The organism is Streptomyces ambofaciens ATCC 23877 (assembly GCF_001267885.1).
GTDB classification, from domain to species: domain Bacteria; phylum Actinomycetota; class Actinomycetes; order Streptomycetales; family Streptomycetaceae; genus Streptomyces; species Streptomyces ambofaciens.
Genome location: NZ_CP012382.1, coordinates 7992553 through 8017911 on the forward strand (window position 1 = coordinate 7992553; position 25359 = coordinate 8017911).

A 25359-nucleotide genomic window follows, 5' to 3' on the forward strand; every position below is an offset into this window, starting at 1 on the left:
AGGTCAAGCGGCAGTCAGAGATCAGTACGGCGGGCCTCTCGCAGGTAGGCGTCGAGTGCCGCCTGCTGACCGCTGAGCACGGCGATGCGCGCGGCAAGCCGATCGCGATACCCCTGCACCTCATGCAGGAACTCCGAGCACACCACTTCGGTGCCGGCATCTAATCCGTCAGTGAGGCCGGGCAGGACTTCCCTGATCAACCTCACGGGCAGCCCGGACTCCAGCAGCGAGCGGATGACGAGCACCCGGTCGATGGTGGACTGGCAGTAGTCACGGAACCCGTTGCTGAAACGGCCGGGAACGATCAGGCCCTCATCCTCGTAGTGCCGCAACGATCGCGCACTCACGCCGCTGGCTCTGGAAGCTTCACTGATCCTCATACCTGCCTCCAACGACCGGCCGCACCGCCATCTTCCAGCACCCGCTGCGACGTCAACGATCTCATGCCCTGTAACACCTGGGCTTGAAGACGACCTAAGAGCGCAAGTTGTCCTGGCCAGGCGAGAGTTACTACAACTTTGCCGCGCTCGTGGACTCACGGACACGACTGCGGCCGATCATCCTCACCTGCTACCGCAGGCAACGCAATTGAGACGCCCCCTTGCCGATGGGGACTCAGAAGGTCTATGCGGCCAGTTCCTGCTCCAAGCCGTCGAGGAGGGCTCGGAGGCCGAACTCGAAGGTCCTGTCGGGAGCGGCGGCATAGTCGGTTGCGGCCTGGGTTTCCAGCCGGGCGCGCAGGCGTGGATAGCGCATGGCGATTTCCTGCGCCTTGGTCAAGGCGTTCTGGAATCGCTCCTCGGCGGTGCTGTGGCCATCGTTGAGTTTCCGTGTGAGTGAGGCAGTCGCGGCGGCACCAGCGGCATTACCGAGGACGTAGGTGAAAACGGCGGCCGCGGCCTGGTCGGCCTGGGTGCCGGTGAAGCCGGCGGATTCGTAGACGGCGAGGCTGTGGTCGTCGTGTCGGGCCTTGCCCTCGCCATAGACGACATGGGCAGCGAAGACCTGCACCAGCCACGGGTGCCGGACGAACATCGCATACAGGTCGGTGGCAATGGCAGTGGCCGCGGCGCGCCACGTGACCGCCTTGAGGTCGGCCAGTGTGAGCTCGCTCCACACCCGGTCGGTGGCGAGCAGAACGAGGTTGTCCTTGTTCTTGACGTGCCAGTACACGGCCGTTGCAGCAGAGTTGAGCCGATTGCCCAAGGCGCGCATGTTGAGCCCCTCGAGGCCCTCGGCGTCCAGGAGCTCGATGGCGGTGCGGACGATCTGGTCCAGGGTGAGGGTGTCGCGTGCCATGGACTCACGATAGGCAGGACTTGCACAAAGTTCAAGACGGCCCTTGTGTCTCGCTCAAAAGGGGCCTACCGTCTACCTGGTACCGACTTGAACTAAGTGCAAGTCCTTGGAGCGTCCTATGAATGCCCTCGCCGCCGTCATGCAACTGCTCGTCGCTGCTGTCTTCCTCAGTATCCCGCTGATCCGCCACCGCTACGGTCCCGCCGCGAAGACGGCCGCAGTGGCCGAGCTCCGCCGCCAGAACGTGCGTCCTGAGGTGCTGGAGGAGAACAAGCTCCGGTTCGACGCCGGCGGTCACGAGACCGCGGCCCCGGTGGCCGTGGCCGCGGTGATGACCGCCCTCGCCGCCGTGAACTTCGCGGGCGCCGACCTGGCGCAACTGCTGACCTGGCTGTTCTCCTCGCTCGTGATGCTCATGAACGCGGTGATCGTCTACAGCAACCTCACCGCGGTGCGGTCCGTGGAGGCCGCCTTCCGTCGCAAGGGAGACCTGGAGCTGGCCCGCGTCGAGGTCAAGCCTTTCCTCCAGGCCGCCGAGGACGCCTTCCCTCGCTGGGTGCGAGCACAGACCTATCTGCGGAACACCGTGATCTTCGGTGGCTCTAGCGTCGCGCTGATTGCTGTCTCCCTCATCTGACAGGACGTACAGAGCCGGCCTTCGCGGCGCCGTGGGCGCCCCGAAGGCCTACGTCGCTCTTCGGTCGCTTGCGCTCGGGACGAGGAAGGGCCGCTGCCGGCAGCCCGCGCACGTTGGCCCCACTCGTCCGCTGCCACTCGCCAACTGCATGACCTTTCGCCGGTGATCGCAAGCAGTCAGAGTTGGTGCCAGCCGGGGAGCAGGCAGGGCCCCGGCCCCGCGCGGTCCCGGCTCACAGTGAACTGCGGACTTGCTGAGGTGTCGTGGCGATCCGCGTGGCGACCGCCAGTCGAGGAGACCTCTCTGCCGCATCTGATCTCGCCCCGTACGCCGCTCAACGCAGTACTGCTACATATCGTTGTGTACGCGACCTCACCGACGACTCGCCGAAACGGCCGACGCCACGCCGCTGGCAGGCCCTCGTCAGCTGGTGCTCGCCCACTGGTGGGCGCTGCCTTGGTGGACCGCGGCGTAGATACGGTCGCGCAGTAGGTTGGCGTCGAGGTCGGTGAGGGTGCGCTCCAGGTGCCGCAGGACCACCTTGAGGAGGACGTTCTTCTGGTCCGGGCTGGCTCCGAGCCGTTCCAGGGCCTGCGGCGGTAGTTGCCGGCACGGCGTCTCGGTGAGGATCTCGACCGACTCCACGCAGTCGGAGTCGGGGCCGAGAGCGTCGCGGACGCGGTCTCCCAGGTCTTCGGCCAGGTCGTCGCAGTCAACCGCTACGGACAGGTCCCGGCGAATAGCGGGCATGGCGGACACAGGCCGGTAAGGGGTCAGGTCGGCCATCTGGCCAGCCACGGACGGTTCAGCCGAACGCAGGATGCGGATGTCCGGGATGCCCTTGAGCAGCATGAGCATCCGGTCCAGCCCCATACCGAGGGCGAGGCCGCTCCATGAGGCGTCGAGACCGGCCCGCTCGAGCACCGTGGGATGCGCCAGGCCGCATTCCGCCACCTCGATCCACTCACCCTCACGATCCACGTCCACCTGACGGCCGGAGAGGGTGTAGGGGTGGACGCGGTCCTCGTGGCGGTGTTTGGCCCCGGGGAGGAGCGCTTCGATGAGAGTCTTGACCATCTCGTCCAGATCGGCCGTGGTCATGGGGTCCGGGCGGCGGGTGACGCGCCACAGGTCGAGCTGATGGGGGGTTCCGGTGTGCATGCGGTCGATGCTGTCGCGGCGGTAGACCAGGCCGGGGCATACCAGGAGCACGTCGTCGGCCGGTTCCGCGGCCAGGGCACGCAGCGCGGCCGGTACCAGCGCGCTGGAGTGGCTGCGCAGCATGCGCCGACCGTCGACGTAGCGGGTGTAGCGGGTGTCTCGGGTCACATCCTCGGGGCGGTAACCGAGGTTGTCGTAGTTGTCTCCGACGGTGACGGCGCGTTCGCCGCGGCACCAGCGGACCTGGCAGCCCCAGCGGTCCACCAGAGCGTCGACGGCGTGGCCCAAGACGAGCTGCAGGGCGTGCGGTCCGGCGGAAGGATCGGTGAGGTCTCGGATTGACAGGTCGTGGGCGAGCTGTTCGGCGGAAAGGTGAGCGGACATGTCGGCGGCCTCCAAAGAGCAGTGATGGGGTTTCGAACTCCCCCCAGCCCCTGGGCCTGACCGCACAGTGGGGTCGGCCGACTCAGCTCCGAAGTCGCGGCGAAGTCCGACCCCTGCGGCACCCTTCGGGGACCAGGGGGCCGGTAAATCGGCGAGAGATCGCTACGACGGCCACACCGTCACTTTAGCTGGGCTTCTACGCCTCCCGCAGGCATTAAGTAGCGTCTGGTTCATCGATGCCTGTTTCATCTTGCCTAGCTGCCCCGCCAGTTGGGTGACCTTGCCGGTGCGGCGGCGGGCCATGAAGCTGGTCGACGAGCTGGATCATGGTGGATAGCGGGCGGTCCTTCTGCCTGTCGGCGAGCAGGTCAGCGCCGGTGTGGAGGGTTCGCCGTGCGGTATAGAGAGGGTCGCTCCTGCGTCTACGGTGCCCGTGGATGGCCAGTTGGACACGTCGGCGACATCGGTCGAGTGCGTTGCCGGGGAGACGCACGACGTGGAATGGGTCCATGACCGCGGCTGCGTCGGGTAATTCCTCGCTGGCGGCGGAATTGAACCCGGTGAAACCGTCTATCGCGACGACCTCGACGCGGTTGCGCCAGGAATCTCCGCGTTCGGCGAGCCAAGCCTTGAAAGCCTGCTTGGAGCGGCCTTCGACCATGCCGAGCAGCCGGGCAGGGCCGGTACCGTCGCCGTTGCCGGGCAGGTCAATGATCACGGTGACGTACTTTTCGCCACGTCTGGTGTGGCGCCAGACGTGCTCGTCGACGCCGATCGCGGTGACGTCGTCGAACCGACCGATGTCGTCGATGGGGACACGCTGGCCCTCGGCCAGGACAGCGTCGTTGGCGGTGTTCCAGGCGACCCCGAGCCCTTCGGCGACACGGGCGACGGCGAGGTGTTGGCAGACGATGGCTTCAAGCGCCCACCGCAGCCCGCGGCGCGAGAGCTTCGCCCGCGGCTCAGCCGCCTTGGTTGTGTCTTGCCGCCACACGTGCCGGCAGTCGATGCAGCGGTAGCGTCGGATCGTGACGTGAAGGATCGTGGGCCGCCAGCCCAGTGGCTTGTGCGCCAGTCGCCGGGGTGACGGTGTCGCGCGGTGTGCCTTGGCAACCGCAACGACGGCACCACTGATCGGACTCGACGACCCGGCACGCGAGAACCGCATGGTCCGGGGCGAGTCGCTGACCGGTGACTTCGAGCCCGAGCTCGTCAAGGCGGCAGAAGGTATTCATGTCAGTGCGGGCGAAGCCGGACTCAGGGGTGGCGTCGTGCAACGTCCAGGTCTTCCGGATGGGCTTGCTGTAGGAACCCTCGGTCCGCGGGAAGCGGTTGACGATCTGAAGCCATTCAGATGAGGGCGAATCGTCCTGCTTCGGCCCCGGCCGCGCGAAGGTGACCGGGGCGGGAACTTGAACGGTGGCCTTGGTCGTGGCTTGTGAGGCGGTCAGGTCTGGGGGATTCAGCGGCTGATGTCGTCCAGCTCGGTCAAGTCCTGATGAGAGAGGAAGAGTCCCGCGCCGGCGACGTTCTGGCGCAGGTGTGCCGTCGATGACGTGCCGGGGATGAGCAGGATGTTCGGTGCTCGCTGCAGCAGCCAGGCCAGTGCGACGGACATCTGTGTCGCCTCCAGTCGAGCGGCGACCGCCGAGAGCGCCGAGGACTGAAGCGGGGTGAAGCCCCCGAGGGGGAAGAAGGGCACGTACGCGACGCCGTCGTCGGCGAGCCGGTCGATGAGCTTGTCGTCGTGGCGGTGGGCGAGGTTGTACATGTTCTGCACGCACGCGATCGGCGCGGTGCTCTGTGCCTCGGTGACCTGCTCCTCGGTGGCGTTGCTGATCCCGAGGTGGCGGATCAGGCCCTGCTGCTGGAGTTCGACGAGCGTCTCGAACGCCTCGGCGAGCGAGCCGGGCTGGGGGACCTTCGGCGTTGCCGAGTCGGAGGTTGACCAGGTCGAGGACGTCGAGGCGGAGGGACTTGAGGTTGTCGTGGACCTGGCGGCGCAGATCTTCGGGTCGGCGGGCTGTAGGCCAGCCGCCCTGTTCGTCGCGGGTCGCGCCCACCTTGGTCAGGATGTGCAGCGACTCGGGATAGGGGTGCAGTGCCTCGCGGATCAACTCGTTGGTGACGCGCGGCCCGTAGGCGTCGCTGGTGTCGATGTGTGTGATACCGAGGGCGACCGCTTCACGCAGCACGGCCAGGGCACCCTCGCGATCGGCGGGCGGCCCCATGACCCACGGGCCGGCCAGTTGCATGGCGCCGTAGCCGAACCGGGTGACGGTCAGGTCACCCAGAATCCAGGTGCCGCCGGGAAGGGACAGGGAGGGTGTGCTCATCTTGTTGCCTTTCGTCGTGCACTTGGGGGGTGGCGCCTGCTGCCTCCCTGCATCAGCATGGGAGAGGAACTTCCTGTCGGGAAGTAGGCACTTGGAAGTGCGTAACCCACCCAGGGGTGAGAGGTGCGATCAGTGACGACGATGAAGGCGGCCCAGAAGAGGGCTCAGGCCAAGGTGGAGTACAACGCGTTCCTGGCAGGGTGCCCCAGCCGGCAACTGCTCGACCGAATCTCGGACAAGTGGGTCGTCCTGATCCTGTGTGCGCTGGGCGGCGACAACAGCCCTGGCCAGCCCGGCGCGGCACACGCAGACGCTCCGAAGGCGATGCGTTACTCCGAGATCTCTCGTCTTCTGGCCGGGGTCAGCCAGAAGATGCTGACCCAGACGCTACGGTCGCTGGAGCACGATGGTCTGCTCACCCGTACCGTGACGCCCACCGTCCCTGTCACCGTCTCCTACGAGCTGACCGACCTCGGCCTCTCGCTCCACCACATGACCCGCGGGCTCAGAAACTGGGCGCAGACACACATGGCGGAGGTCCTCGCAAACCGCGAGAACTACGACGCTCGCACCCCCTGACTTCTCACATCCAACCGTCCAACAGCTCTACATTCTCGGCCTACACCCTCAACTGCGAAGAGCCGCCAAATCAGGTAGATCGATACCGCTTTCGGGTTGACGACGTTGGCCAGCAGTGCTCGGGCATAGGCGGAGTCCGCCCATTTCGGCTGCTGGCGGAGGCCGGGAGCGGGTATGCGTCGTATTTCATGTGGTGGATCGATATGTCGAGATGCCCGGGCTGACCAGGTAGTCGGCGCCGACGAGCTAGACGCCGGCGAAGGCTTGACTGGAGTGCATGACCAGGGCCGACAGGCCGACCGCGGCGAGGGTGTCGTGAATGAAGAGACCGGTTGCTGTGCCGAGGATGATGGGTAGGGCCTGGCGGCGGCCGTCAGTTCAGCGGTGCGCGACGACTCCCAAAGTGATCTTGAGATGCCGCCCCGTCATGCCCTTGGCCTTGGTGATGCCGAAGGTATACCGGTCGATCATGGCCGTGCCGCTCGCCGTCATGCGCTTGCCGTCGTGGGTAACCTTTTCGAGTGTGACAGCGATTGGCTGAGTCACCCCGCATACTGTCAACTCGCCGTACAGAGTGGCATCAGTGCCAGTTCGTTCCAGACGTTGGCTCCGAAAGCCGATCTCGGGATACTGAGCCACGTTGAGGTAGTCAGAGGACCTGACGTGGTCGTCACGTTGCTGATTGCCCGACTCGAAGCTTCCTGCCTCTATCGCGACGTGCACCAATGACTCTTCTGCCGGGTCCGCCACAGTAATGCGGCCATGACCGATGGCGAAGGTACCTCGGACTGGGAGCAGCCCGAACATGGCACGCGTGTTGAAGCGGACCGTTGATGCCGCCTGGTCGATCTCGTATGCACCTGCCGCTGGTGAGAGCTGGTTCCCTGATACTGCCATGAGCTCGTAGCCTCCGATTGCTGAAGATCAACCCGTGGTGGGTCAGCCTCTCGCAGCCGCAGCGGGTATGCCAGCCCTCAAGTGCAGGCGTGGTTGACAAGGAGGTCCTGGCGGGCTGCCAAAGCGTTGTCGAGCTGTGTCTCTGCCAGCGGGTGCTTGCCGTACCAGTACGGTCACGACGGTGGTCAGAAGGCGGCACGTTCGGCCCACAGCAGGGCCAAGCCGCGTCCGCACTGGCCGGAGCCGCCGGATCTGTGGCGCCTGGGTGGTCTGGTCACACGCCCCGCCGGATTCCCCCGGCGGCGCGTCGTATGGTCAGCGTCGGCCGGGGTGGAGACAGGCGGTGGCAAACTCCTACAGGGCGTGGCACGCGAACAAGGCCGCGGCCGACGTTCGTCGGCGCACCGGTGGAAGATGAGGTCGGCGAGCTACGCGGCGAAGATGAGTACCGCAGTCAGGCGAGACGCTGCCAGCCTGCCGGGCGCCAGACAACGGCAGGTGTTGCCAGGCCGGATCAGGGGTCGACGACCTGCTCAAGCAGTCGTCGGCCGTCCGTGGTGTCTTTCCGTAGGCGGGGGAAGCCACTCGTGGTGACCGGATGGGGGCGGGTTCCGGTGAATGAGGTTGTAGCGCTGAGGCGGCCGAGCGAACAGGTCGTTGAGGGACTGGCGCGCCCGCCAACCGTGACCGTCGGTGATCTCGCTGGGAGCAGCGTTCACAGGATTGTCCGTGTGATACCAGCGCACCGCCCCAGGCCACTTGCCGGTGTCGGGCAGACTGACCGTCACCTGGCTCTCAACGCTGAGGTCTACGGTCCTCAACATGGGCACCAGTCAGCACCAGCCGCGCCCCCGAGGAAGCCTGGGCCTGCTGCCGCCTTCCTTCCTGCCTCCCAAGCTGGTCCCGCTTCAGCGCAGTCCACCGTCGATGCCCTTGCCATCGCTCGGCTGCAGAGCGAGATCCAACGTATCTGCCCAAGCGTGGGACGTGCTCCTGTCCCGTAGAACAGCTGGCCACCCGGGTGCTGGCCGTTGGCGGTGACGTCCGGAGCGCGCGGGAGGGGGGCGAGGGTCCCGGCTGGCGGGCTGAGGCGCCCGGGACGTGTTCAACGCCGGGTCAGGATGCGCAGCTCCCCGTCGTCCGGGTCGCCGAACCGGACGAACAGCTCGGGGTTTCGCTCGGTGCCGCCGATGGTCCAGTACGTCTCCTGACCGCATGCGCTGTCGAGGCGTACGAGGACGCCGTCGCGGTCGGTGTCCCGCACGTCGCTCTCCTCTTCGCGCGTCCATCTGCCGGTGCCGTCGCACAAGGTGAAGTCGCCGTCCTCGTCGGCGTCGTTGTGGGCCGGCACGTGGGTCAGTTCCGCCCGGCCGTCCGGGGCAAGCAGCAGCACGCCCCCGTCCGCGCCGTGCCAGTTGCCGAGGAGCTGCCCAGCGGCCAGCTCAGGTGGTTCGTAGTGGCCGGCCAGCGAGCCTGCTGTCACACCGCAGACGACGAGGAGGACGAAACTCGCGCCCGCGGAACGGAGCCAGACACCCCACGATCCCCACGGGCGTCCGCGTAGGAGGGCGAGGGCCAGCACTGGCAGGGCGCCGACGCCGGCGAACCACGGGAGGGTGTCGGTGACCGGCCATCCCCACACCGCATGACCCAGCGCCGCCCACACCGTGCCGATCAGCGCGGATCCGGCCAGATGCCAGGACCATTCCGGTCCTCGGGCGGTGCGGGGCCGCAGCTGGGCCAGAGTCGCGGCGGGCATGATCTGCACGGTCGCGTGGAGGAGGCCAAGCAACGGCAGGACCAGTAGCACACAGAAGATGCCCAGGTAGGCGCCGCCGCCCTGGTCGTAGTCGTCCCGGCCCGCCTCCATGGCGAACCACCACGCCAGCCACACCAGCGGCAGCTGTCCCGCGCACAGCGCGGCCGCACGGTTCCACTCATCGTTCGACCAGGTGAGCCGCCGGCGTATGCCGGGTTGCCCCGTCTTCCCCCACCCCATGCCCGCAGCTTACGACCCGCGTCATGACGGTGGCGGGGAGGGGTCATTTCGATGCCGCTGCGGGGGCGCTAGCAGCGCCTGGCGCACCAGCTCCACGGGCAGTCGGCACCCGGAGCTGATCTTCGGCGGAACCGGTTACGGCGTCGGCGGCGCATGCCTGGCTTCCGGCAGGTGCGCTCACGTCTTTGGGGCGAGGGAAGGGGCCGACCTGGGCGGGTCAGGCCGGCGACGCGCGGGCGAAGGCTGATAGATGGGCCTCGCGTTCTGCGGCCGCTCTGCCGTTGAGTGCCTACGGCCACCGAACAGGCAGATCTGGGCAGGCTGCGGCTGTGACGGTCACGCCGTGTGTGATGACCAGCCCGTGGAGGTGGGACGTTGGCAGCGCTGTCTCACCATCTCACTCGGTGGAGGCGTCTTCTGGTTGAGTTTCACTGTAACTGTTACTGTTTCAGCCAAAGAGGGGGGACAAGCATGAGCGCCAACAGCAGGATGACGATCGCGGTCCATGTGCTGACGTGGATAGCCCTGGTGCATGGCCGTGGGCGCGACGTGGTCACCTCGGACCAGATCGCCACGAGCGTTGCCACCAACCCGGTTGTGATCCGGCGCAGTCTCGCTGATCTGCGCAAGGCGGGGCTGGTGACGGTACGGCAGGGGGCGGGAGCCGGTTACACGCTGGCGCGCGCCCCGGAGTCGATCGCGCTGCTCGACGTCTTCCAGGCGGTGCACGACGAGCCGCTGTTCGCCCTGCATCGCAGCGAACCAAACCAGGTGTGCCCCGTCGGCCGTGGCATCCAGCCCGCGCTGCGGCACGTCTATACCGACGCGGAGGAAGCCTTCCGGCGGGAACTCGCCGGTGTATCGATCGCGGACGTCCTGCGGGACACCCTGGCCCCCGGCTCCGGTTGAACCGTCAACGGGTCGGCCGGGGCTGGCCCTTGGCCGCAGCTGCAACAACATCCGTCTCATCAAATTGCATCGCCAAGGGTCGCTGTACGGCCCGTGATTCGACTACGGAGGGGAACCCCATGCGGGCGATCGAGTACCGGCGCCACGGCGGCTACGAGACACTGCGACTTGTGGACCGGCCGGCACAACCAGCCACCGGCGGCCGGGCGTCGGTCCGGCTCTCCTACGCCGAGGTGAGCCCTGCCGACAACACCATCAGGGCAGGTCGAATGGACCCCGCCCTGCACCAGACACCGCCCCACATACCTGGCGGCGGCGCGGTGGGGCGGATCATCAACCCTGGGACGACCGGTCTGGCGGAGGGGGTGCGCGTCGCGGTCGGTGGCGGCGGGCTCGGTTGGAGCATCGACAGCACCTCCGCCTACCTCGTTCCGACCCGACTTGCCTGTCTACTGAGGTTGAACTCGTGATGTCGCGCCGGGTCAGGCGGGTCTGATGGTCAGGCCGGTCTCGGCGAGGCAGCCGTCTATGAGGTGGCTGCGGTACTGGATGTGCCGCAGTCCGTGTCGGATGCGCTGGACAAGGTGTTCGGGAGTGGAGAAGGCGACGTTGGAGAGCCAGCCGCGTCGCAGGAGGGACCAGATCCCTTCAACGGGGTTGAGGTCGGGTGCGTAGGGCGGCAGGTAGTAGATGGTCAACCAGTCCCGGGCTTCCGCCCATTCCCGCAGGTCGGCGGCTTTGTGGACGTTGAGGTTGTCCCAGACGAGGACGATCGGGCCGCCGAGTTGCTGGTGGGCGGCGGTCAGCAGGTCCCGGTAGTCGCGCCAGGAGAAGCTCTTGCGTCCGTCGCGCTGCCCCTCGTCCCGGCGCGGCCGGTAGATCAGCCTCGAGCGGTGGCCGGGTTTGTAGCAGGTCAGCGCGGCGATGGATATCCGCCTGCGGGAGCGGCCGCGGACCCGCACCACAGGGGTCCGTCCGCGCTGTGACCAGGTCTTCGCCTGCGGCGGCGTCATGGAGAATCCGGCTTCGTCCTCGAACACGAGCCAGGCTCCACGGGCCGCCGCGAGTCTTCCGCGCAGGGCCACACCTCCTTGACCCACCCGGCAACCGCGTCGTCGTTGCGCTCCATGGCGCGTCGGGCCGGGACCTGGCAGGACCAGCCGTTGCGGATCAGGAGCTTGCGCACGCCCTGGATCGTGTAGGTCAGGTGGAAGCGCCGGCCGATCACGGTCTTCACACGGCTCAGGGTCCAGCGCTGGTCCTCCCAGCCGTGCGCGGCCGGCCCCCTGGCCAGCTCCGCTTCCAACTGCGCGAACTGCTTCTCACTCAGCCTCGGCAACGACGCGGGTCCCTGCGACCTCAGAGCCCGCGGACCGCCCTCGTCCCACGTCCGCCGCCATCGCTGCACCGACCGGACACTGACCCGCAGGTCCTTGGCGATCACCGAACTCGCCTTACCCCGGGCGAACCCCTCGGCCGCCTGGAGCCGTAACTCCTCGCGAGAATGCTGTCGTTCGGGGGTCAGCCCGCCCCCTTGTGGATACCGCATGCCCCGGTGATACCGCAGCCGACCACGAGCCGTCAGCACCTACGACACCACGAGTTCAACCTCAGTAACTGCCTGTTCTCTATCCGCTCGTGCGGTCGGGCAGGTTCGAACGGGGTCCTGGTTCGGGTGAGTTGTCCGGGGCGGGTGCATGAAGGAAGGGCCTCTTGGTAGCTCGCGGATGTCGAGTCCAGCGAGAAGCAAGAGGCCCTGTTGTCGAAGTGTCGCGTGGTCGTGGTCGCCGAGTCCAGTTCGTCCACTCGTGGGTGTGACTGCCTCGCCCACAGGTTCGGGAACGCAGTCGACCGGCCGCAGCGCCGGCCCCGATACGGCTCGGACATGAGCGATGCCGAGTGGGCCGTGGTGAGGGACCTTCTTCCGGTGCCGGGCTGGCTTTCGGGCCGCGGCGGGCGTCCGGAGGGCTACTGCCACCGGCAGATGATCGACGCAGTGCGCTACCTCGTCGACAACGGCATCAAGTGGCGGGCAATGCCCGCGGACTTCCCGCCCTGGCCGCGCGTCTACGCCTTCTTTGCCCGCTGGCGGGACACGGGACTGGTCACCGAGCTGCACGACCGGTTGCGGGAAGCCGTCCGCGCCGGCGAAGGCCGCAGCGCCGAGCCGAGCGCGGGGATCGTGGACTCGCAGTCGGTGAAAGCGGACGCCACCGTCACCTTCGGCTCACGGGGCTTCGACGCGGGCAAGAAAATCAACGGTCGCAAGCGGCACCTGCTCACCGACACGCTCGGACTTCTCCTGACTGTGCTGGTCACACCGGCGTCCGTGACCGATCGGGACGGCGCCCGGTCCCTTCTGCCAGCGGCGGCCGGCCGCTTCCGGCGGCTGGCCCGGGTCTGGGCCGATGGCGGCTACACCGGCCACCTCACCGACTGGACCAGCCAGCACTTCGGCCTCGTCCTCGACATCGTCCGCCGCAGTGAAGATGTTCGAGGCTTCCAGGCCCTTCCCCGCCGCTGGGTCGTCGAACGGTCCTTTGCGTGGTTTCTGCGCAGCCGCCGCCTGGTCAGGGACTACGAACGCCGCCCCGACACGAGCGAAGCCGTCATCCGCTGGTCGATGATCGCCCTGATGAGCCGCCGCCTGGCCGCACGATCTCGTCGGCCTGCAGTGCTGACGGCAGGGTGAACCTCCCGGGCTTCGTCTCCACCAGCCAGCCCCGTTCCACCAGCCTCTTCAGCCGTGCTCTCGCACCCTCGACACGTGAGGCCGAGGCACTGTCCCAGCCAAGCACCACGGCCGCCCGCCGGGCACCCAGCCCGTCGTTCCCGGCCTCGGCCGCGGCTGCCATCACCGCCTGGTAGTCCACCGACAGGTCTTCGACCCCGGCCGCGTTCTGTCGATGTGGCACCGCACGGCGCGGGCCCACCGGCGTCCTCGGCGACGGGCCAACGACTGTCTCGGCCGGCTGTTCCTCCTCGGCGAGCGCTTCCAGATACTGCTCGAGGCCGATCGTCCGAAGCTTGAGAACCTCCTCGGCATCCGCCAAGTCTGCCCGCACCCGCTTCAGTTCGGCTTCGAGCTCATCCACCCGCACGGCAGCGGCCTTCCGCCGCGTTTCCAGGACCGCCCGCATCGACGGCATCCGCCACCCCCACCGACTCGATCAGCAACGAGTCGAGACTCCCGCCACAGCCGCAATCTCATGCCTGACCAGCGGAATCCGCACACGGCATTCGGAAAGAGAACGGCCTCTAAAGGCCGGCGGCACCGTGCTGACTCCGGGTATCGGTGGCTCCGTCGGCGCGAACTCGGCGCGTCCATGACCGTCTCCACCGCAAGTCGCACTGACAAAGCCGAAACCGCCCGTGCCGTCGGCCACGAGCACGTCATCGACCTATCCCGCGGACCCCTGACCCAAGGCGTAACGCGCATCACCGACGGCCGGGGCGTAGACGTCGTGGTTGACGCTGTCGCAGGTCCGCTCCTCGGCCCCTGCATCGTCGCGCTCGCGCACGGCGGCGTGTAAGTCGGTGTCGGATATTCCGGCGGTGCCGAGGGCACGGTGAACATCACTGACCTGGTGTGGAAGAACGCCACCGCTCACGGCTTCACCTTCACGATGACCCCACCGGACGTCGCCCGCGCGGTTCGTGTGACCTTGCTGAACTGGCTCGACGCGGGCCGCATCAAGCCCGTCGTCGGCCGTGTCATCCCACTGGACCAGGCGCCCGAGGCACAGCGTTATCTGATCGAGGAGCGGCCCTTCGGCCGTGTCCTGCTCGCCATGGCCCGCTGACAGACAGAGAGAAAGACGTGGTCACGATATGCAGCCTCGCACTGCCTCGACAGCCGACATACCGGAACTTATCCGGCTGCGAGCCGTCGCGCTGGGGAGCCTGGGCACGGAACCCGGACCGGCCGACACTCCATGGCGACGGAATGCCCGAAACTGGTTCGACGAGCGCATCAATCGCCGCGACGACTTCCTCTGCCTCGTCGTCGGCGACCGTCCCGGTGAGCCCCTCCTCGCCTGCGGCATGGCCTGGGTCACCTACCACCTGCCCGGTCCACACTGGCCCGACGGTCGCCGCGGCTACCTCGACGGCATCGTGACCGACGCCCCGGCCCGCGGCCGCGGTTACGCACGCCGCATCGTGGATGAGCTGGTCGACTGGCTAAACGGGGCAGGTATCCACTACATCCAACTGCACACCAGCCAGGCGGGAAGGCCTGTCTACGAAGCAGCGGGCTTCGTAGACGGCCGCTACCCGGGCATGGACCTGATCACGGCACCGCGCGACAGGTGAGGCTAGGTGCCGAAGGCGACCCGGGTCGTGTCTCGCCGGCCGATCCGGGTCGCGCCTCGCCAACTGGTGACACGATCACGTGGTCGTGCAAGACCTGTCGGCCGGCCTCGCTTCGCCTTGCGATATGTTTCGGGCCGAATCTCAGCTGGACGCGGTCAAGCAGAAACGGTCCTCCCCGCTCATCCACCTCACCTCGCCGAAATCAGACGCCTGATCACCCGACTCACCACACGCCGTCGCACACCGGTCGACCACATCTGGCACTGGTCGACATGGCGCCGCAGACGGCAGTATCAAGCTCGGCGCAGTCACTACAAAATGACGCGGACACAGCCCCTGAAAAACTGCCCAGCACTCAGAGCAAGCACCGTTGCAGCACTTAAGACCGGTCCACGCAGCTCTCACGGTCCGCCTCGGCGATGGCCGACTGCCCGCACCGCCCGGGAGCTATTGTCAAGACTTGTGGATGGTGGTTGTGCCGACCCAGTGGTGGTAGGCGTTTACGTCGACGTTGCTGCCGCACACGATGGTGACAACGTGTCGGCCGGCGAAGCGGTCGCGGTCTTCGAGGATCGCCGCGATGCCGAGCGCGGCCGAAGGTTCGACGACGAGGCTGGCGTGGTCAAGGAGCATCCGCATACCGGCGATGATCGACTCCTCATGGACCAGGACGGCGTCGTCAGCGACCATGAGGAGATCGTCCAGGACAGCCGGGATGGGACGTCGGCCGGCGACGCCGTCAGCGATGGTGTCGGTCGAGTCGGTGGTGACGACACGCCGCTGGCGCCACGAGTGTGTCAGCGCCGGTGCGCCCAGCGGCTGGACACAGATCACCTCGACTTCGGGTGCCAATGCCTTCACCACATGACCCACTCCGGTGGCCAGCGCCCCACCGCCGAGAGCAATCAGGACGGTGTCGAACGATGGCGCGGTGTCCACCAGCTCCAGGCCGATGGTCGCCGCGCCCTCGCAGGTTTCGATGTCCAGGCTGTCCTCGACCAGCCGGATACCGTCGTCCCGCGCGATGGCCGCCGCTCGCTCACGAGCCAACTCGTGATCGCCGTCCACCAGCTCCAACCCGGCGCCCAACGCGCGGATGCGATCGAGCTTGGCCCGAGTCGCAAAGCGGGATGCCACGACGGTCACGTCGAGTTCCCGGCCGCGACCAGACCACGCGAGGGCTTGGCCCAGGTTGCCCGCGCTCGCGCACACCACGGCTCGCGAGCCAACGTCGGCGAGCTGGCTCGCGATCACCTCGGTGCCGCGGGCCTTGAAGCTCCGGACCGGGTTCGCCGTTTCGAGCTTGATGCTCACCGCGCATCCGAGGCCGGGCTCCAGCGCCTCGCAGCGGTATAGCGGAGTATTAAGAAAGACCGGGGCGATCACCCGGCGAGCCGCCCGGATCCGAGCAGTGTCGAGACGCGTCTCCTGCACGACACAGCAACATAGTGCTACCGGCGCTGGTTCCATAAGTACCTGGCAGGGTTGCAGGTCGGTTGACGAGTATCACGCTGCGGCAGGTAGCTTGGGGCGTTCGACATTCCGCGAGGCACCTCTCCCGAGGCCGATCCACAGGTCTTGAGCATTGCTCACCGGCCGGTACCGCTCTGCCAGCTCACCCAGGTTTGTCGTCCATCGGGCGGTGGCTCTTCTCGCGTGGCAGTGCGAGGGTGCCACCCGTACTGTGATCCTGCGCTGCCTGCGGCAGGACCGCCGGGAACGATGCCCTGCGGGTGCCCGGCGCCCTCCGCCCGGGGGGTGCCCCTATGGGTTTGGTCAACCTGACGGGGCGGGTTCGGGGTCGTAGAAGGTGCCGTCGCGGCGACGATCGAAGCCGCTTTGCCGACGCCCGCGGCCTGAAGGCTTACGCCGGCTCTTCACCCATCACCAGGGCCTCCGGCAAGAAGTCGAGCATCATCCGGCGGAGGGTGAAGAACGACCGGCTCAACCACGCTGGCTATCTGTGGGCCTTCGCGGCCCCCAACGGATCACCCGGGGCCAAAGCCCACTACCGGCGCCGATGCGACGTTCACGGAGACTGGCACGCAGCCGCCTTGCGTAACCTCTTCGACCGGATGCTCGGCCAGCTCTATCGCTGCCTTCAAGAGCACACACTCTTCGATGAACTGGTCGCCTTTCCGGCCCCAGCGCTGGAGGCAGAGAAGGCCGCAGCGTGATCTCCCACCGTAGAGAGCTGCTCTGTCAGTACCAGGTGGCATGCTCTGCCACCATGGACAAGAAGCAGTTCTGGGAGCTCATCGCGGCGGCCCGTGACCAGGTAATCGCCCCAGACGAAAGCGAAGCGGTCGCTCGCGAGGCGGCCTCGCTGCTGGCCGACCGGCCGGTCGAGGACGTCGTCGCCGCTACGCAGGTGCTGTGGGACTTGATGGTTGAGTCCTACACCAACCCTCTGTGGGCCGCTGCCTACATCGCCAACGGTGGATGCTCTGACGACGGCTTCGACTACTTCCGCGGCTGGCTGATCGCTCAGGGGCGTGAGGTCTTCGAGCGCGCAGTCGCTGATCCCGATGCCCTCGCGGAACTGCCCATCGTTCAAGCCTGCGCGGCCGACGGCGTCGACCTGGAGGCTGAGGACATGCTGGGCATCACCTGGAACGCACACATCACGGCGACCGGTGATCAGCTTCCCGCCGGCCCACCCAGCATCCGCTACCCGCAGATGGATCCTGCCTGGGCCTTCGACTTCGACGACTCAGACGAGATGGCTCGCCGCCTGCCGCGTCTGGCCGCTCTCTACCTGGAGTGAGTCGCGGCCGGAACCTTATCCATCGAGACGCTCTACGAGCGATCGCTGTTCGAATACTGCAGCTGGCGCCTTGACGAGTTACTGAGGTTGAACTCGTGATGTCGCGCCGGGTCAGGCGGGTCTGATGGTCAGGCCGGTCTCGGCGAGGCAGCCGTCTATGAGGTGGCTGCGGTACTGGATGTGCCGCAGTCCGTGTCGGATGCGCTGGACAAGGTGTTCGGGAGTGGAGAAGGCGACGTTGGAGAGCCAGCCGCGTCGCAGGAGGGACCAGATCCCTTCAACGGGGTTGAGGTCGGGTGCGTAGGGCGGCAGGTAGTAGATGGTCAACCAGTCCCGGGCTTCCGCCCATTCCCGCAGGTCGGCGGCTTTGTGGACGTTGAGGTTGTCCCAGACGAGGACGATCGGGCCGCCGAGTTGCTGGTGGGCGGCGGTCAGCAGGTCCCGGTAGTCGCGCCAGGAGAAGCTCTTGCGTCCGTCGCGCTGCCCCTCGTCCCGGCGCGGCCGGTAGATCAGCCTCGAGCGGTGGCCGGGTTTGTAGCAGGTCAGCGCGGCGATGGATATCCGCCTGCGGGAGCGGCCGCGGACCCGCACCACAGGGGTCCGTCCGCGCTGTGACCAGGTCTTCGCCTGCGGCGGCGTCATGGAGAATCCGGCTTCGTCCTCGAACACGAGCCAGGCTCCACGGGCCGCCGCGAGTCTTCCGCGCAGGGCCACACCTCCTTGACCCACCCGGCAACCGCGTCGTCGTTGCGCTCCATGGCGCGTCGGGCCGGGACCTGGCAGGACCAGCCGTTGCGGATCAGGAGCTTGCGCACGCCCTGGATCGTGTAGGTCAGGTGGAAGCGCCGGCCGATCACGGTCTTCACACGGCTCAGGGTCCAGCGCTGGTCCTCCCAGCCGTGCGCGGCCGGCCCCCTGGCCAGCTCCGCTTCCAACTGCGCGAACTGCTTCTCACTCAGCCTCGGCAACGACGCGGGTCCCTGCGACCTCAGAGCCCGCGGACCGCCCTCGTCCCACGTCCGCCGCCATCGCTGCACCGACCGGACACTGACCCGCAGGTCCTTGGCGATCACCGAACTCGCCTTACCCCGGGCGAACCCCTCGGCCGCCTGGAGCCGTAACTCCTCGCGAGAATGCTGTCGTTCGGGGGTCAGCCCGCCCCCTTGTGGATACCGCATGCCCCGGTGATACCGCAGCCGACCACGAGCCGTCAGCACCTACGACACCACGAGTTCAACCTCAGTAGCACCATGAGGTGTCTTGGAAAGAGGGTGGACCTCCAGCAGTTCCTCCATCCTTGCGGCGAGGGTTCTCCGCTGGCTGCTCGCGGTCATCTTCGTGCGGCTGCGTCGGCGGACCGAGGCACTTCGCAACGTCGAGAAGTTGATCTTGCTGACTGTCCTGGTCCTCGACATCCTCGACGCACCGACCGCGCTCGGGCGGGGCGTGCTGGACGCTGTGAGCGAGCTGGCTTCTGGCATCAGGACATCGGCCGCTGAATCAAATCCGCCAAGAATGCGTCACCCAGTGACGCAGGCTCGCAGGAGAGGACATGGGCTTCAGGAACGGCGGGTGAGGCTGCGGCGTACGTCGCGCAGCAGGTGAAGGTGCCCGCCGAGGGGTGGACCGCGTACGACTGGGCGGGCGGGTGATCAGGCGGCACCGGGTGGAGATCCGGGGGCGTTCGGCTTCCGCGACAGTGCCTCTGCTAGACGTCGGTAGGCGAGCTCCTGCGCTCCCATGACCTGCCGAAGCTTGGTGAGGCCGCCATCGACCAACGCTCGATGAGCATCGGTCTGGCACGCCTCTTCATAGGCCACGAGCCTGCGGCCGGGATCCATACTGGAATCGACTGGCCCGGGCCAAAGAACCGCAGCATCTACGGCCAGGGAGTGAATCTCTGGCAGGCCGTGCTGCTGATTGGATTGCCCCACGACCTGGAGCGCTCGTGCTATCACCGCGAAACCTGCCTGCGTGAACGCGGCGGCAGGCTTCGCCGGATAGCTTTTCTGAACGGCATCCAAACCGGACCACGCATGTTGCAGGAGCTTCTGATTCAGCGTCCGGCCGGCTGCTGCCCGCAGACCGGCGCGAAGTCCCGCATCGGCGAGGTAGTACGGGTCAGCGAGCCCGGCACGCTCGACGAGGATGTAGAGGGCCCCTCCCAGCCGCAATGCGGTCGAGCACGTCAGAGCCAGCTCCAAAGAGCTGTCCAGGCTTCTGTCCATGAGGGAACCTCGCAAGCGTAGTAGACCTGTGCTGTCCCACCGTATTGTCGACACTGCCCGCGCTGGCCACAGCCAAGAAATGCAACGTCCCCCAGCTTGCAGAGGTTGTCCCGTATTGGGGGTGAGTTATCCAGTGAGGGCCAGGTTGTGCAGCCGGGCGATGTTGAGCATGGCCTGGTGCGCTCCGTCGCCCTTGAGTTGGCAGTCCCGCAGGATCTTCCAGTTTTTCAATCGCGACGGGGTGTGTTCCACGCGCGCTCGTGCCCGGCGATGGAGGGTGTTCTCTGTCTCCTGCGATGGGCAGAGGTGGCTCTGGCCTCGTCGTCTGCGGTGCGGGATGAGGAGGCCGGTGCCTTGGTAGCCGTCGTCGGCGAGGGTCGGGGCGCCGCGGCAGGCCCGATCGATGCCGGACTCGGTGAACGTGCGGCGTCGAACGGTGCGTCGTACTTGATCACGCGGTTCGGTAACTGCCAGTCCCAGAAACGGCCTTCGTCTGAACATGTGCTCCGACCGAGGAGCACGCACGTCCAGCACGAAGGCCGTGAGGATGAGTCTGCAGCATCACGCTGACCGGCGAGAGCCCTGGGTTAACTGTCGTGCGTCCGGCGCGAGTTCCACTCCTGTCTCACCGCCCGTTCGGATGTTCTGTTCGAGCTGGTGGATGCGGTTCTGTGCGGGGACGGGCCGGTGAGGACGCTGGCTGAGCTGACACTGGTGGGTGAATACCGCCGCGGGCACAGCGCGCTCTACGCCGCCCTCGCTCGAGGTCAGGTCGACGCGGACCGGATGCGACGGCCTTGGCTTCGGCGCCTCTGGCACGATCGGCGGACGGCCGGCTGGTCCTGGCCGCCGACGTCACCTGCTGGCTGCGGCCCGATGCCCACACCTCGCCGGAGCGGATCCTGCGCCACACCTATGGCCGGGCAAGGACCAGCACATCCCGGTTCCCGGCTGGCCCTACTGGATCGTCTGCGCACTGGAACCCGGCCGCAGTTCGTGGACCGCACCCCTGGACGCGCTGCGTCTGGCGCCCGGGGTCGAAACCGCCACCGTCATCGCCCGACAACTGCGCGACCTGGTTGAGCGGCTCATCACCACAGGTCAGGGGCAGACCGGGCACCCGGACATCCTCATCATCGCGGACGCCGGATACGACGCACCCCGCCTCGCCCTTCTCCTGCGGAATCCGCCGGTGCAGGTGCTGGCCCGGATGCGCTCGGACCGCGTCCTGCGTCGGCCGGCGCCGCCGCGGGAGCCTCACACCAGAGGCCGGCCGCCCCGGCACGGCGGCGAGTTCGTCTTCCGACACTCCGACACGTGGGGCACCCCAGACACCGAAACCGTCACCGACACACGCCTCAACGGCACCGCCCTTGCCCGCTCCTGGGACCGCCTCCACCCCAAGCTCACCCACCGCTCGTCCTGGGCCACAGCCGACGGCACCCCCCCCATCGTCGAAGGGACCGTGATCCGCCTGGACATCGAATGTCTGCCCAGCGAAGCCACCCCGAGGCCGGTCTGGCTGTGGTGGTCAGAGACCGACGCAGACGCAGCGGACACCGACCGTCTCTGGCAGGCATACCTGCGGCGCTTCGACATCGAGCACACCTTCCGCCTGTTCAAGCAGACTCTCGGCTGGACCTGCCCGAAGGTCCGCACCCCGAAGCGGCCGACTGCTGGACCTGGCTGATCCTCGCCCCTACACGCAACTGCGACTGGCCTGACCACTGGCAGCCGACCGGCGCCGTCCATGGGAAAGGCCCGTTCCCGCGGACAGACCGACGCCCGCTGGTGTCCGCCGCGATTTTCGGCACGTCCGCCCGGCAGCCGCCTGCCCGGCCGCGGCACCGAAACCCACCCGCCCCGGCCCGGACGACCTCCCGGACGAATGAACACCCGGCCTACCCCGCGACCCGACGTCCACACGCCCCGCAAAACGGGCAGCACCACGCCCCGGAACAAGAAGCCGACCAATCGACCAACCCACGGCCCCGCCGCACAGGCAAGAGGGGGCAAGTTAGGCACGAAGCAGTGAGGCATGGATGCGGGCGATGGCCCGCAGCACCTCGTCACGGTTCTTGGCCTGCTGCATCCATGCGGGCAGGCGGGCCACCAAGGTCATCCTCCGGCCGTGGTCGTGCCAAGGAATACCTGCACGCAGCGCTGCCTGCACGCATCGTTTGATCAGGTCCAGATGTTCCAGGTTGTAGGCCCATACCCACCCGTGCCGGGTCTCAGTCTGCAACCAAAGACGGGCATCGAAGTACGGGTCTGTGACCGGCGCGTGCCGGTCCCGGTGGAAGGCCACACCGCCACGACTCCATTCCTTCGCCATCCCGCAGCTCCGACAAACAAGACGCCTTGACGCGAAGAGGCCCCGGTCGTGCACACCGGACGCGTTTGGTGCTGTGCCGACGTGCGCGACCTTCTCGCAGCTGGGACAGCACACGAGAACCGAAGAGAGGAAGTCGAATTTCGTGCTGCGAGGGTCCCAGAACCGATGGCGCATGGAGATCGAACCCATCGAACCAGTATGCGGCCCGGCCCCGAAGGCTGATGCAGGTTAAAGATCAAGCTATGCGCAGAGCGCCGACATCCCGACGACCCTCCGGTCCCGATGCCGTGGGCGGCCGACAACGTCTTCCTGGCTGAACCCGACCGGGGGCACGGTCCGCACGCTTCTCAAGCACATCAGCGGCAAGGCAGCGCTGCCCGCGATTGTGGAAGTGCGCCACCTGGACGGCGCGCTCTCCCGTCGGCCCGCGCATCCGAACGCCGCCGGCCGGCGTGACGCGCCCTTCACTGGCGGTCCTCGTGGCATTGACGGATGACTCGGCAGCCGGGGTAGACGCGTTCGCGTTCCTCCGGCATCTTCGGGGAGCTGGAGCCGTGGACCGCCGCCGGTTCCTCAACTTCATGGGCCACGGTGCCGCCGCCGACCGGGAACGGCCTCGTACTGCCTACACGCTGGACGGCCACAAGCGACTGACCGCCTTGGAGGCGGCGTACGACTCACCGAACACCTTCCGCCTCAACTGCAACATCGCGCCTGGTACCGGTGAATGAGGCCGACTCCCAGGGACCTCGATGACACCGTCATCCGCGCCGGCGCCGAGACGCCGTCCCGCCCACCGGTGGAGGCCAGCTCGGCCGGGCTTCGACGCGACAGCCGTCACGGTCCCCGACCAGAATTCAGGAGCGTGCGACCTTTGATCAGTCCGTCAGGACATCCGTCTCAGTACTTCGCCGAGTGTCGCCACTCCTTCGCTGATGTCGGTCGTCGGGGTCGCGGCGTAGCCCAGGACTAGTCCCGGTTTGCGGGGGAGCTGGCAGTGCCAGGACAAAGGGTGCACTTTCACATCGCGCGCGAGTGCCGCGGCTGCGACGTCTGTGTCGGCGAACCCGGCCTCGAACGTGATTGTCAGGTGCAGGCCCGCTGCGGCACCGTGCACGATCGCACCGGGTAGGTGAGCAGCGACAGCTTTGACCATGGTGTCCCGGCGGCGACGGTGCTGCCGACGCAAGTGGCGCAGTTGACGTTCCAGCGCGCCGGATTCCATGAAGTGGGCAAGGACGAGTTGTGGCAGGGTGGCGTTACCGAGGTCGGCGAACCGTTTGGCGTCCACGAGCCCATCGCGGTACTTCGGCGGGGCGAGAATCCATCCGATGCGCAGGGCCGGGGCGAGGAGCTTCGAGACGCTCCCGGCGTAGAAGACGCTATCTGCGAGCATGGACCGTAGGGCCGGCACGGGCGGCCGGTCGTAGCGGTGCTCGGCGTCGTAGTCATCCTCGATGATCAGACCACCGCTTTTACTTGCCCAATGCGTCAGTTCGCTGCGGCGGCTGCCGCGAAGGACGACACCGGTGGGGAACTGGTGTGCGGGTGTCAGGAAGACGGCCGCTGCGCCCGTGGCCCGCAGTTCATCGACACGTATCCCCTCTGAGTCAACCGCGACGGGCGGGGTGTCCAACTGGCAGTTGTGTAAATGCTGGCGGGCTCCGAGCGAGCCAGGGTCCTCGATGGCTACCGTGGAGATGCCGTCCCCGCGCAGCACCTGCCCTACGAGGGTGAGTGTCTGGGCGGTACCGGCGACGATAAGGATTTCGTCGGGGACCGCCCGGATGCCGCGGTTACGAGCGATCCAGTTTGCGATGGCCATGCGGAGTGCCGGCGTACCGCGTGGGTCTCCGTACCCGAGGTCGGATGTCGCAAGGCGATCCAGGACAAGGCGTTCTGCGCGCAACCACGCCGCTCGCGGGAACGCGGCGAGATCGGGAAGTCCTGGAGAGAAGTCGATCCGGGCCCGGGTCGTGCGTATCGCGTCGAAAACGTCTGCTCCGGGCTCGGTGGTGAACACTGAGCGACGTGACGACGGACTGGCGGGCGTTGGAGGCTTGGCTGCTGTCGTCGTCGCGGGTGCGCTGACGACGATCGTTCCGTTGCGCCCTCGTCCGGCGACGTATCCGTCTTCGACCAGGCGTTGGTAGGCCTCGGTGACCACGCCACGCGATACGCCCAGTTCGCCGGCCAAGACCCGCGTGGCCGGCAGCCTGCTTCCCACCGGCAGGCGCCTGTCCGCCAGTGCGAGCCGGATCTGCTGGGCCAGCCACTCGGACTTCCCGCCGCTCGGCGCCTCGTCGATGGCCATATGAAGGAAGTCGGACCCCGACACTATGGACCGGTCGGGGGTGCCCTCATTGGATCTGTTCACCGGGCCATAGTGGCAGCAGAGTGGGTCCATGGAAACAGTTACAGCATCTTCCACCCCTGTCCCGGCGGCCAATTACGTACACGGATACTCGCAGCGTGAAGGCCGTCGGCTGGGCGACCAGGCGGACACACTGGCGCAGCTGCTGCACGCCGGAACCACCTACCCCGCAGGCAGTCGGGTACTGGAGCTCGGCTGCGGGGTTGGCGCTCAGACAGTCCATCTGCTCCGTTCCAGCCCCGGGGCGCACATCGTCGCGGTCGACCAGTCCGAGGAGTCGCTCGCGCAGGCTCGCACCCACGTCGCCGGCATCGCGCCTGAGGCGCGAGTGGAGTGGCACCACGCAGACGTGCTCGAACTTCCCTTCGCTGACGCGGAGTTCGACCATGTGTTCGTATGCTTCGTCCTGGAACACCTGCCAGATCCCCGACGGGCGCTGGCCGGACTGCGGCGCGTGCTGCGGCCCGGGGGCACCATCACTGTGATCGAGGGGGACCACGGATCGGTGGTCTTTCACCCTGACAGTGCGTATGCCCAGGCGGCGATCGAATGCCAGATCCGCCTCCAGGCGGCAGTCGGAGGCAATGCGCTGCTCGGCCGGCAACTACAGCCGTTGCTGGCCAGCGTCGGATACGCGTGCGTTGAAGTCCGTCCACACACGGTCTATGCCGATCAGACTCGGCCCGAGTGGGTCAACGGCTTCATCCGCAACACCTTCATCGCGATGGTTGAATCCGTTCGGGACAACGCGCTGGCGTCCGCCCTGATCACTCCGGCTGATTGGGACCAGGGAATCGCAGACCTGCACCGGACCGCCCACGACGGTACCTTCCACTACACGTTCTTCAAAGCCGTCGCCGTGAACCGGCCCGCAGGTTCCGCAGGGCCCCCTCGGGTCTCATGAACCACCCGTTTACGGGTCATGGGGCGCCGGCCCCGCCGCCGATCCCGGTTCCGTTCTCAGAACCTGTCCTCACTCGAGAGTGGAACGCACCCTGCTGCTGAGACTTGCATTGTGTGAAAGCTCCGCCCGTGACGGGGCCCTCAGTAGCCTACGGTCGACCGGTCGGACACGGGTGGCATCGGACGGCTCACCTGTCCGAAGCGTGACGCGTCGCTCGCCCTGCCGCTCCGCGTAGC

At 67.2% G+C, this 25359-nt stretch carries 23 protein-coding genes and 5 pseudogenes; 13 read left to right on the forward strand and 15 right to left on the reverse strand.

The features are described 5' to 3' along the window. Positions 1 to 14 precede the first annotated feature (14 nt). Both SAM23877_RS34705 and SAM23877_RS34710 read right to left on the reverse strand, forming a co-directional pair. On the reverse strand, positions 15 to 380 hold the full coding sequence (locus SAM23877_RS34705) for a MerR family transcriptional regulator (RefSeq protein WP_053141796.1): 366 nt from the start codon (positions 378 to 380) through the stop codon (positions 15 to 17). 244 nt (positions 381 to 624) lie between these two features. After that, positions 625 to 1299: a TetR/AcrR family transcriptional regulator gene (locus SAM23877_RS34710; protein WP_053141798.1), complete on the reverse strand. Its 675-nt coding sequence runs from the start codon at positions 1297 to 1299 to the stop codon at positions 625 to 627. Between the two features lie 118 nt (positions 1300 to 1417). Between SAM23877_RS34710 and SAM23877_RS34715 the strand changes: the two genes are divergently transcribed. Beyond that, positions 1418 to 1936, forward strand: coding sequence for a hypothetical protein (locus SAM23877_RS34715; RefSeq protein WP_053141800.1), 519 nt, complete (start codon positions 1418 to 1420; stop codon positions 1934 to 1936). Between the two features lie 423 nt (positions 1937 to 2359). Here SAM23877_RS34715 and srmL read toward each other — a convergent pair whose 3' ends face one another. The 3 genes and pseudogenes from srmL to SAM23877_RS34730 all read right to left on the reverse strand — a co-directional run bounded on the left by srmL (position 2360) and on the right by SAM23877_RS34730 (position 5817). Next, positions 2360 to 3481, reverse strand: a complete 1122-nt coding sequence (srmL, locus tag SAM23877_RS34720; protein ID WP_053143174.1) for a PheS-related mystery ligase SrmL — start codon at positions 3479 to 3481, stop codon at positions 2360 to 2362. Between the two features lie 340 nt (positions 3482 to 3821). Continuing rightward, positions 3822 to 4716: pseudogene (locus tag SAM23877_RS34725) on the reverse strand (ISL3 family transposase); the annotation flags it as partial. Positions 4717 to 4943: 227 nt separating this feature from the next. Then, a pseudogene (locus SAM23877_RS34730) lies at positions 4944 to 5817 on the reverse strand (aldo/keto reductase family oxidoreductase). Positions 5818 to 5958: 141 nt separating this feature from the next. Here SAM23877_RS34730 and SAM23877_RS34735 point away from each other — a divergent pair. Next, positions 5959 to 6396, forward strand: coding sequence for a winged helix-turn-helix transcriptional regulator (locus tag SAM23877_RS34735; RefSeq protein WP_403519501.1), 438 nt, complete (start codon positions 5959 to 5961; stop codon positions 6394 to 6396). A gap of 378 nt (positions 6397 to 6774) precedes the next feature. Here the strand turns inward: SAM23877_RS34735 and SAM23877_RS34740 are convergent, their stop codons facing one another. Together SAM23877_RS34740 and SAM23877_RS34745 are read right to left on the reverse strand one after the other, a co-directional pair. Then, complete coding sequence (locus tag SAM23877_RS34740; RefSeq protein ID WP_053141804.1) at positions 6775 to 7293, reverse strand: YceI family protein; 519 nt, start codon at positions 7291 to 7293, stop codon at positions 6775 to 6777. Between the two features lie 1105 nt (positions 7294 to 8398). After that, complete coding sequence (locus SAM23877_RS34745) at positions 8399 to 9292, reverse strand: hypothetical protein (protein WP_053141805.1); 894 nt, start codon at positions 9290 to 9292, stop codon at positions 8399 to 8401. 471 nt (positions 9293 to 9763) lie between these two features. Between SAM23877_RS34745 and SAM23877_RS34750 the strand changes: the two genes are divergently transcribed. Further along, entirely contained in the window at positions 9764 to 10201 is a 438-nt protein-coding gene (locus tag SAM23877_RS34750) for an Rrf2 family transcriptional regulator (protein ID WP_053141807.1), read from the forward strand. Positions 10202 to 10320: 119 nt separating this feature from the next. Then, entirely contained in the window at positions 10321 to 10671 is a 351-nt protein-coding gene (locus SAM23877_RS34755) for an MDR/zinc-dependent alcohol dehydrogenase-like family protein (protein ID WP_053141809.1), read from the forward strand. Positions 10672 to 10683: 12 nt separating this feature from the next. On the opposite strand, the gene SAM23877_RS42215 is transcribed toward SAM23877_RS34755, so the two are convergent. Continuing rightward, positions 10684 to 11750, reverse strand: a protein-coding gene (locus tag SAM23877_RS42215; protein ID WP_425314744.1) for an IS630 family transposase whose coding sequence is annotated in 2 segments (ribosomal slippage) — positions 10684 to 11304 and positions 11307 to 11750 — 1065 coding nt in all. Because the reading frame shifts where the segments join, the coding sequence is not laid out codon by codon here. Between the two features lie 336 nt (positions 11751 to 12086). Between SAM23877_RS42215 and SAM23877_RS34770 the strand changes: the two genes are divergently transcribed. Then, entirely contained in the window at positions 12087 to 12893 is an 807-nt protein-coding gene (locus tag SAM23877_RS34770; RefSeq protein WP_107408701.1) for an IS5 family transposase, read from the forward strand. On the opposite strand, the gene SAM23877_RS38555 is transcribed toward SAM23877_RS34770, so the two are convergent. Continuing rightward, the gene (locus SAM23877_RS38555) at positions 12811 to 13350 is read right to left on the reverse strand and encodes a hypothetical protein (RefSeq protein WP_053125971.1); all 540 of its coding nucleotides are present in this window, start codon (positions 13348 to 13350) and stop codon (positions 12811 to 12813) included. The two genes, SAM23877_RS34770 and SAM23877_RS38555, sit on opposite strands and share 83 nt — an antisense overlap. Positions 13351 to 13527: 177 nt before the next feature. On the opposite strand from SAM23877_RS38555, the gene SAM23877_RS42220 reads away from it, so the two are divergent. Genes SAM23877_RS42220 through SAM23877_RS36840 form a run of 3 tightly spaced genes read left to right on the forward strand, consistent with a single transcriptional unit; the run spans position 13528 to position 14515 of the window. Then, positions 13528 to 13734 (forward strand): zinc-binding dehydrogenase, encoded by a 207-nt coding sequence (locus tag SAM23877_RS42220; protein ID WP_425314776.1) that lies wholly within the window; start codon positions 13528 to 13530, stop codon positions 13732 to 13734. Between the two features lie 36 nt (positions 13735 to 13770). Next, positions 13771 to 14004, forward strand: coding sequence for a zinc-binding dehydrogenase (locus tag SAM23877_RS34775; protein WP_053141813.1), 234 nt, complete (start codon positions 13771 to 13773; stop codon positions 14002 to 14004). A 28-nt stretch (positions 14005 to 14032) separates the two neighbouring features. Continuing rightward, positions 14033 to 14515 (forward strand): GNAT family N-acetyltransferase, encoded by a 483-nt coding sequence (locus tag SAM23877_RS36840; RefSeq protein WP_063796805.1) that lies wholly within the window; start codon positions 14033 to 14035, stop codon positions 14513 to 14515. A gap of 453 nt (positions 14516 to 14968) precedes the next feature. Here SAM23877_RS36840 and SAM23877_RS34785 read toward each other — a convergent pair whose 3' ends face one another. After that, a complete protein-coding gene (locus SAM23877_RS34785; RefSeq protein ID WP_425314777.1) occupies positions 14969 to 15985 on the reverse strand; it encodes a threonine ammonia-lyase in 1017 nt (338 codons plus the stop codon). Positions 15986 to 16335: 350 nt separating this feature from the next. Between SAM23877_RS34785 and SAM23877_RS34790 the strand changes: the two are divergent. Both SAM23877_RS34790 and SAM23877_RS34795 read left to right on the forward strand, forming a co-directional pair. After that, positions 16336 to 16692, forward strand: a pseudogene (locus tag SAM23877_RS34790) (transposase); the annotation flags it as partial. Positions 16693 to 16745: 53 nt separating this feature from the next. Then, positions 16746 to 17282, forward strand: a complete 537-nt coding sequence (locus tag SAM23877_RS34795; protein ID WP_053143176.1) for a DUF4240 domain-containing protein — start codon at positions 16746 to 16748, stop codon at positions 17280 to 17282. Positions 17283 to 17393: 111 nt separating this feature from the next. Here the strand turns inward: SAM23877_RS34795 and SAM23877_RS42225 are convergent. The 3 genes and pseudogenes from SAM23877_RS42225 to SAM23877_RS34810 form a co-directional block, all read right to left on the reverse strand. Continuing rightward, a protein-coding gene (locus SAM23877_RS42225) for an IS630 family transposase (RefSeq protein WP_425314744.1) occupies positions 17394 to 18460 on the reverse strand; the annotation gives its coding sequence in 2 pieces (ribosomal slippage) (positions 17394 to 18014 and positions 18017 to 18460; 1065 coding nt in all). 474 nt (positions 18461 to 18934) lie between these two features. Continuing rightward, entirely contained in the window at positions 18935 to 19510 is a 576-nt protein-coding gene (locus SAM23877_RS39825; protein ID WP_159042039.1) for a hypothetical protein, read from the reverse strand. Positions 19511 to 19636: 126 nt separating this feature from the next. Further along, a pseudogene (locus SAM23877_RS34810) lies at positions 19637 to 19924 on the reverse strand (transposase family protein); the annotation flags it as partial. Between the two features lie 133 nt (positions 19925 to 20057). Between SAM23877_RS34810 and SAM23877_RS34815 the strand changes: the two are divergent. Continuing rightward, positions 20058 to 21514, forward strand: a pseudogene (locus SAM23877_RS34815) (NF041680 family putative transposase); the annotation flags it as partial. A 13-nt stretch (positions 21515 to 21527) separates the two neighbouring features. On the opposite strand, the gene SAM23877_RS41980 reads toward SAM23877_RS34815, so the two are convergent. Next, positions 21528 to 21845 carry a hypothetical protein gene (locus SAM23877_RS41980; RefSeq protein WP_342342871.1) on the reverse strand — a complete coding sequence of 106 codons (318 nt, stop codon included), beginning with the start codon at positions 21843 to 21845 and terminating at the stop codon, positions 21528 to 21530. 554 nt (positions 21846 to 22399) lie between these two features. Here SAM23877_RS41980 and SAM23877_RS39830 point away from each other — a divergent pair. Further along, on the forward strand, positions 22400 to 22576 hold the full coding sequence (locus SAM23877_RS39830) for a hypothetical protein (RefSeq protein WP_159042040.1): 177 nt from the start codon (positions 22400 to 22402) through the stop codon (positions 22574 to 22576). 155 nt (positions 22577 to 22731) lie between these two features. Here the strand turns inward: SAM23877_RS39830 and pdxR are convergent, their stop codons facing one another. Further along, complete coding sequence (pdxR, locus tag SAM23877_RS34825) at positions 22732 to 24222, reverse strand: MocR-like pyridoxine biosynthesis transcription factor PdxR (protein WP_425314778.1); 1491 nt, start codon at positions 24220 to 24222, stop codon at positions 22732 to 22734. A 28-nt stretch (positions 24223 to 24250) separates the two neighbouring features. On the opposite strand from pdxR, the gene SAM23877_RS34830 reads away from it, so the two are divergent. Next, entirely contained in the window at positions 24251 to 25123 is an 873-nt protein-coding gene (locus SAM23877_RS34830) for a methyltransferase domain-containing protein (RefSeq protein ID WP_053141821.1), read from the forward strand. Positions 25124 to 25359: the final 236 nt, after the last annotated feature.

Bases quoted from the DNA above. Each gene is read 5' to 3' on its own strand.
- SAM23877_RS36840 (WP_063796805.1), top strand. From the start codon at position 14,033: ATGCAGCCTCGCACTGCCTCGACAGCCGACATACCGGAACTTATCCGG.
- SAM23877_RS34705 (WP_053141796.1), bottom strand. From the start codon at position 380: ATGAGGATCAGTGAAGCTTCCAGAGCCAGCGGCGTGAGTGCGCGATCG.
- SAM23877_RS34745 (WP_053141805.1), bottom strand. From the start codon at position 9,292: ATGGGGTGGGGGAAGACGGGGCAACCCGGCATACGCCGGCGGCTCACC.
- SAM23877_RS41980 (WP_342342871.1), bottom strand. From the start codon at position 21,845: ATGGCGAAGGAATGGAGTCGTGGCGGTGTGGCCTTCCACCGGGACCGG.
- SAM23877_RS34755 (WP_053141809.1), top strand. From the start codon at position 10,321: ATGCGGGCGATCGAGTACCGGCGCCACGGCGGCTACGAGACACTGCGA.
- SAM23877_RS34750 (WP_053141807.1), top strand. From the start codon at position 9,764: ATGAGCGCCAACAGCAGGATGACGATCGCGGTCCATGTGCTGACGTGG.
- SAM23877_RS38555 (WP_053125971.1), bottom strand. From the start codon at position 13,350: ATGCCGTCGATGCGGGCGGTCCTGGAAACGCGGCGGAAGGCCGCTGCC.
- SAM23877_RS34710 (WP_053141798.1), bottom strand. From the start codon at position 1,299: ATGGCACGCGACACCCTCACCCTGGACCAGATCGTCCGCACCGCCATC.
- SAM23877_RS34830 (WP_053141821.1), top strand. From the start codon at position 24,251: ATGGAAACAGTTACAGCATCTTCCACCCCTGTCCCGGCGGCCAATTAC.
- SAM23877_RS42220 (WP_425314776.1), top strand. From the start codon at position 13,528: ATGACCGTCTCCACCGCAAGTCGCACTGACAAAGCCGAAACCGCCCGT.
- srmL (WP_053143174.1), bottom strand. From the start codon at position 3,481: ATGTCCGCTCACCTTTCCGCCGAACAGCTCGCCCACGACCTGTCAATC.
- SAM23877_RS34735 (WP_403519501.1), top strand. From the start codon at position 5,959: ATGAAGGCGGCCCAGAAGAGGGCTCAGGCCAAGGTGGAGTACAACGCG.
- SAM23877_RS34715 (WP_053141800.1), top strand. From the start codon at position 1,418: ATGAATGCCCTCGCCGCCGTCATGCAACTGCTCGTCGCTGCTGTCTTC.
- SAM23877_RS39825 (WP_159042039.1), bottom strand. From the start codon at position 19,510: ATGGACAGAAGCCTGGACAGCTCTTTGGAGCTGGCTCTGACGTGCTCG.
- SAM23877_RS34770 (WP_107408701.1), top strand. From the start codon at position 12,087: ATGAGCGATGCCGAGTGGGCCGTGGTGAGGGACCTTCTTCCGGTGCCG.
- SAM23877_RS34785 (WP_425314777.1), bottom strand. From the start codon at position 15,985: ATGGAACCAGCGCCGGTAGCACTATGTTGCTGTGTCGTGCAGGAGACG.
- SAM23877_RS34740 (WP_053141804.1), bottom strand. From the start codon at position 7,293: ATGGCAGTATCAGGGAACCAGCTCTCACCAGCGGCAGGTGCATACGAG.
- SAM23877_RS34795 (WP_053143176.1), top strand. From the start codon at position 16,746: ATGGACAAGAAGCAGTTCTGGGAGCTCATCGCGGCGGCCCGTGACCAG.